This is a genomic window from Rhodanobacter lycopersici, assembly GCF_040812335.1.
Taxonomy (GTDB): Bacteria; Pseudomonadota; Gammaproteobacteria; order Xanthomonadales; family Rhodanobacteraceae; genus Rhodanobacter_A; species Rhodanobacter_A lycopersici.
Genome location: NZ_JBFOHK010000011.1, coordinates 1 through 2643 on the forward strand (window position 1 = coordinate 1; position 2643 = coordinate 2643).

At 57.6% G+C, this 2643-nt stretch carries 3 protein-coding genes; 1 reads left to right on the forward strand and 2 read right to left on the reverse strand.

All coding sequences use genetic code 11. The features are described from left to right. Window positions 1–204, reverse strand: a 204-nt coding sequence (locus ABQJ54_RS19070; protein WP_367855915.1) for an ESPR-type extended signal peptide-containing protein, incomplete at its 3' end; no start/stop codon positions are given. A gap of 127 nt (window positions 205–331) precedes the next feature. After that, the gene (locus ABQJ54_RS19075) at window positions 332–1147 is read right to left on the reverse strand and encodes a sulfotransferase family protein (RefSeq protein ID WP_367855916.1); all 816 of its coding nucleotides are present in this window, start codon (window positions 1145–1147) and stop codon (window positions 332–334) included. A gap of 984 nt (window positions 1148–2131) precedes the next feature. On the opposite strand from ABQJ54_RS19075, the gene ABQJ54_RS19080 reads away from it, so the two are divergent. Then, window positions 2132–2643: response regulator (locus ABQJ54_RS19080; protein WP_367855917.1), on the forward strand; the 512-nt coding region annotated here is incomplete at its 3' end.

Consider the following 2643-nt stretch of genomic DNA (forward strand, 5'->3'; position numbering starts at 1 on the left):
TGTGCAGGTCTGCGCCATTGCCGGCAGGGCAATGCTAACCAGGGCAATACTCACAGCCACCGCCAGCCAGCGCGACTTGTATATCGGCTTCGATGATGCGTCCGCGCCACCGACAACGGCGCCTTTGGGCGTGGCCACCAGTTCCGACGCGACCTGCATGACACCGAGCGTGCGATTGAAGACGAGTCGATAGATGCGGTTCACGGCAATTCCCCTGTTAACGTCCGATGCGATGGTTGATGGCGTTGCATTGAGGCGAGCGCTGCACATGCGTGTGCTGCGGCCAGCGGTTGTCGATCCAAAAGTGGTTGGCTGCACGCGTGCGCAGCATTCAAATCACCCGCACGTGGTGTGGATTCAGTGCGGGGTCGAGCCAGAACACGTCGTTCTCGAAACGACGAAACACATCCGGCGGCAGCACGCTGGTGCGTTCGCGCACGGCGACTTTCTTGCCGATGGTGTGCAGCCCCGGTGTGCCGGCGCGCAGATCGAACTCCTCCGCCTGGTAGCGGATGTTTTCGAAATCGTGCGGGTAGACACGCTCACCGATGAAGTCGTACACGGCCGCGATCGCACGCGCCGGATCGCTCACCAGGGTCTCGTAGCGCAACAGCATCAGGTTGGCGGTGTCCTGGCCATAGAACGCCTCTTTCAGCGCGTTGTAGGCGTAGCCGACCATGCCGTCGCCGTTGGCCAGGCCTTCCGCGCGCGAGTACACCGTGCCGCCGGGTTGGTAGTTGAAGATGGACGACGGCTGGAAGGCGTTCTTGCGGATCAACTGCTCGACGCTGTCGATGATCCACGATACGTGCCGCACGCAGGCGATCACCTTGCCTTGCGGAAACAGCTCCTTCAGATGGCGCATTCGGGTACACCAGACGCGGTTGGTGTCGAACACCACCTCGGCTTCGTATTCGGAGCCGTAGTAGTTGCCGAACAGGCCCTTGAGCATCCGCTTGCGTTGTTCGTCGGTGATGAACACCGAATACTCATTACGACCGCTGAGGTCGCCAAGCAGGGTGTTGAAGGCGCCGCCGAGTGGGCCGCTCATGCCCGCATAGAAGCGCGGGTTTTGGCTCAGGATGGCTGAAAGCAGGGTTGACCCGGACCTTGGCAAGCCCGAGATAAAGTGAAATCGCCGCTCCATATGGCCTCTGGTTTATGCGGAGCATGATCCATGGCACACCGCGCATGTGTTTATGGAAATGTGTCTCTCAATCCCAACCTGTCGGCAAAATGGTCCGTATGGCCACACGGCACAAATCAAGCCGAGAGCCGAACGCAAGTTTCATGCCGCTAATTTGCACTCACGCAACGGCAATGCACGCGTCCAAGAGCGCGCATTTAGTGAAACGACTTGACGCTTAACAGGCGAGAACACTGACGAACTTGGTCAAATATGAGCCAGCATCTCCATGGGCATGCCGCCCCAAGCCCATTGGCACCGCCATTTGACGCCAGACTGACGCGAATTCGTGAGGAACCCTCAGAACTTGGGTAGACCAGGCATGATGTGTGCGCCCAAACACGACCAACAGGGACATTAAAGTGAGACAAAATGTCGTATTACATACGCAATATGCTTCTGGATGAAAGTTGACGAGATCCTGTCTCTCACCATCAAGAAGGCGGGGGCAAAACGCAGCTGCAGACAGAAATAAGCACCACCGGATACCCAATCTGGCGGCGAGAAGGACCTTACGTCACTTTTGTGAAACGAAGTGTCGCAAATAAAAGGACCGAAGCACCAAGTATCAAGACCGGTGCTTCGGCACGAATATTGATAACCGCCCTGCCAAGCAAGCAAGGACGAGAACCATTACCCACGCTGTCGACAGCAAGCCACCCATGTCATCAAGCAACGGCGCGCGCGCACTGAAACGGCTGGAAGAATAAGTCACTTATATTCGGGATGCCGCCTAAAAAGCAGGCCATGGATATGAAGGCGGCACATATCGCGGCGGTGATTGATGAAGGTACCCGGTGAGGCGAAGAACCTTCAGATCAGCCGCAGAAACAAACTCCGCGATCTTATCGGCGCATTTGACTAGCCCCTTTGGCATATTGCCATTACGCATCCCTCGCATAAGGTGCGAGCTATTCGAACGAGCACAGGGGGCAAGAAGAATTGGTGGGTATCGACTTGGGCATAGTGTTGATCGTGGAGGACGACACTACGGCGCAGCAACGTCTTGCTCGTCTGCTGGCCGAACTGGCGGGGAAGCATGTGCACGTTTCCTTCGTCGCAAGTATTTCCGCAGCCAAGGCTTGGCTTGCCAGTAGCAAACCGGATGTTGTTCTGATCGACATTCGACTGCCGGACGGTAGCGGCATCGAACTGATCGCGTGGCTACATGAGCATCATCCGCGAATAGCGACCGTGGCTATCTCGGCCTGGGGCGAACAGACAACCGTACTCGCCGCACTACGAGCGGGTGCCGTCGGCTACTTGCTCAAAGAACGCAAGGATGCCGAGCTGAGTCTCGCGCTGCAAAGCATCCGTCGCGGCGGCGCGCTGATCGATCCATTCGTCGCACGACGCATTCTCGAGTCGCTGCCGCTGGATACGGTGAGACCGAAATTCCGTCATGCGCCACACCACTCCAGTGGCGCGCTATCTAAGCGCGAAGCGGAGATCCTGCG

What these genes read in the sequence shown, in the direction of transcription:
- ABQJ54_RS19075 (WP_367855916.1), bottom strand. Translation starts at nt 1,147, where the DNA reads ATGGAGCGGCGATTTCACTTTATCTCGGGCTTGCCAAGGTCCGGGTCA.